A 3259-nucleotide genomic window follows, 5' to 3' on the forward strand; every position below is an offset into this window, starting at 1 on the left:
GGCGGTTATGGCGCGGCTTCCGGCACGTCGTTCTCAAGCCCGGTAACGGCTGGCGTGGTGGCGCTCATGATGGCGGCAAAGCCGACATTACCCAATACCCAGATCGAAAGTCTGCTGTATTCCACGGCGGTGGATCTTGGAACGCCAGGGCGCGATCCTTACTATGGCTATGGACGAGTGAACGCTGCGCGTGCTGTGCAGGCTGCCGCGGGCACCGCGCTGGCAGCGGATACGCAGGCACCGGCGGCTTCCATCACCTCCCCTGCCGGGGGATCAACCGTGACGGGCTTGGTCGGCGTAAACGTGGCTGCGAGCGATAACGTCGGAGTGGCCCGTGTCGAGTTGCGGGTCAACAACACCACGGTTGCGGTCGACACCACGGCGCCGTTCGCCTTCACCTGGGATTCGAGGGGTGTGGCCAATGGCATGGCGAGCCTGGTTGCTTATGCATTCGATGCAGCCGGCAACTCCAAGGCTTCGACCGCCGTCTCGGTGAATGTGGCAAACGCAACGACTACGGTGACCAGGGATACTACCGCACCGCAGGTGAAGATCGTAAACCCGGTCGCGGGCAATGTCTCGGGCAGCAATGTGGCAATCAGCGTGAATGCGAGCGACGACAGCGGTGCCTCGGGAATCACCCATATGCTCTACATCGACGGTGTGCTCAAGGCTACCGGAAAAGGAAGTACGTTAGGATATAGCTGGAACACCCGTCCAAACAATGTTCGCGCGGGAGCACACATCATCTGGGTGGTCGCCAGGGATGTGGCGGGCAATACGTCGTCTGCTGCGGTGAATGTGACAGTGATCAAGTAACCAGGTAGAAACATCAAGTAATCAGGTGGAAACTCTGAACGATGATGCGCTGTAAACTGGGCCAGGTATCCTGCCTGGTGCAGTTTTGCTTGATTTCACCAGTTCGGAATGAGTACGCAGGTCGTCCTTCCTCACGATCGATCTGATTTTGTCGACCTGCGGCCGATGAGGATGTACCTGGTCCAATGGTCAAAGCGCCGTAGTCAGAGGATATAACTGCTCCTGAAGATTGCCGGGGTGGAGACAACCCGGCAGGGAAGCTTACAGCAGTTTATTGATCTGGCCAGAAAATACTATGAATCTCGTCATTCGGGGCCTGACCCGGAATCCAGCAAACCCGAATCCAGTCCCAAACCAATAATGACGTTCGTACTGCTTGCTCGCTGAATTAATATGATACGTCGAGACGCTACCCGGGTTTCTTTGGGCGCATTTTTGTCGAATATTTTTACAGGAAGAGAAGGTCATCAACATTTATGGGAAAAGATCTAGTTATTTCTGCTAGAAGTGTCCCGAATCAGTATGGGCGCTTTTCCATAAAGCTTCGCAGAGCAGTTGGTTTTTACGTACCTTGCTTTTCATTCCTAGCCTGTCGCGACACACATCCTGCACTTCCTGAGTCGATGTCGATGAGGTGTACTTCAGTCCAATAGCCAAAGCGTCGAAAGTCAGTAAGATTGCAGCTATTTCCTGGATAGTTGATAGGACAGATAACAAAGACTCAAACCGCAACAGTACAAGTAATACGATCAAACTATATCGCCGAGAAGCCATCCGGGTTTCTTTGGGCACCCTTTTGTCGAAAATATTTACAGGATGAGAAGGTTTCAATGTAAAGGTAGATTAAACCCTTAATAGAATTAAGGGGTTGAAATAATATGACCTCCTTGGTATGCAAATTGCTCCAAATTTGATTGGAGCATACTTTTTGCTTACTAACAGGAGGTTATAGTGAAATATTCAAAAAAATACTTAAAATTATCCGTAGCGCTTGCGGGATTGCTTGTCAGCGCCCAAGCCTCCGCTCTAGTCATTGATATAAACACGTATCTAACTGGCAACCCAGTCACTGATGATGCTACGGTAGCCACACTGACACTAACTCAGAATGGGTCAAATGTAGACTTCACATTTGTTAATTCAGTAAATAATCTTGCTGGCAACATTGGAGATGATGCCTTTATTTCGTTACTCTTGTTCTCTTATGATGGTAATCCGGTACTCACAAGCAGTTCTTTCGGAAATTTTGGAGGAACGCAAACAGTAACATCAGGTGATTTTGGAATTAACCCACCAGGGTCGGATGCAGGCTACAATTTCTTTTTAGACTTGGACTATCCAACGGCATCGTCCTCAGACCGGTTTACTGATGGTGAAAACACCACATGGACAGTTTTTGGTGTTACTGTAACCGATTTTAGTGTTACCGTTCCTGGCAGCGGACCCGATTCACTCGCCATGGTGCATATCCAGCAGGTGGGAGCAGGACCAGGCGGAGTGGGATCACTGAAATTTGTAGGCAATGGTGGTGGACCGCCCTCCCAGGAGCTTCCCGAACCGGGGACACTCGCCCTTCTGGGCCTTGGTCTGCTGGGTTTCGGCGCTTCGCGCAGATACCAAAAGAAAAAGTAAGCATCAGCAGTGTTTTTATCCAATGGCAAACCCGCTTCGGCGGGTTTGCTGCTTTGGAGATGAATAGAATACGTGAAAGCATGGAGATGAATGGCTAGCATTGTCTTTTCCCCCGGAAATCTCCGAATCACTCCTCCCATCGTTGCAGTAAAAATCGCACTGGTTGCGAAATAAGCAAGAAGTTTGCTTTGCAAGAATTGCAAGTGTCGAAATTTCCTGGTGTTTAGATCAGCAGCATTTTTCACTCCCAAATAAAGCAGCGAACAGAATCATTTTTGTGCAGTTGCTTCACCCATAGACCCTATGGGTGGTTCAGATACGATAACACTGCAATTTTTAATCTGTAAAAGGCAAACCTCGCGAAAGCGGGGGACGCAAAGTCATCGGTCTACCGGGCAAAAGGTCCCAGGACGGCAGGACTGCCAGATAATGCCATTTTCTTGTCGGTTCTTTGAATGACGAGAAGCTATTAGAGCGTGTTGGGTGGATCTTAATGCTCCGGCTCAGTGCGTTTTTCGACCTCCGGCCTATCTAGGCGGTTCCGCCTCCCCCAAGAGGAGGAACTACGTGAACATCAATCATAAGGCACTTGCAGCTGGCTCAAGAGAACCAGGTTCGGAGCAGTTGGCTTCAGGCATTATTCAATCAGGTATTCGCAACTCGCAATCTATCCGCAAATCCTGGTACTCCGTTTTTGGGAGCGTACTGGCAGTTTTCCTGGGATTGGCTCCGGTCATTTCCAGTGCAGAGCCTCCGGAGGGCAGGGGACCTGGAGTGAACAAGCCGCTTGGCTGGGCGAAGGGCCGCA

2 protein-coding genes, 1 pseudogene and 1 riboswitch are annotated in these 3259 nt (G+C 50.5%); all 3 genes and pseudogenes read left to right on the plus strand.

Annotation, left to right across the window (positions count from 1 at the left end):
* The coding region (locus tag BMY01_RS16775) for an Ig-like domain-containing protein (protein WP_175463312.1) at positions 1-819 on the plus strand (819 nt) is incomplete at its 5' end.
* Positions 820-1770: 951 nt separating this feature from the next.
* On the plus strand, positions 1771-2451 hold the full coding sequence (locus tag BMY01_RS16780; protein ID WP_081353999.1) for a PEP-CTERM sorting domain-containing protein: 681 nt from the start codon (positions 1771-1773) through the stop codon (positions 2449-2451).
* 339 nt (positions 2452-2790) lie between these two features.
* A riboswitch (cyclic di-GMP riboswitch) is annotated at positions 2791-2878 on the plus strand.
* Positions 2879-3018: 140 nt separating this feature from the next.
* Positions 3019-3259: pseudogene (locus BMY01_RS16785) on the plus strand (S8 family serine peptidase); the annotation flags it as partial.

The sequence above is a fragment of the Nitrosospira multiformis genome (assembly GCF_900110185.1).
Lineage (GTDB): Bacteria > Pseudomonadota > Gammaproteobacteria > Burkholderiales > Nitrosomonadaceae > Nitrosospira > Nitrosospira multiformis_A.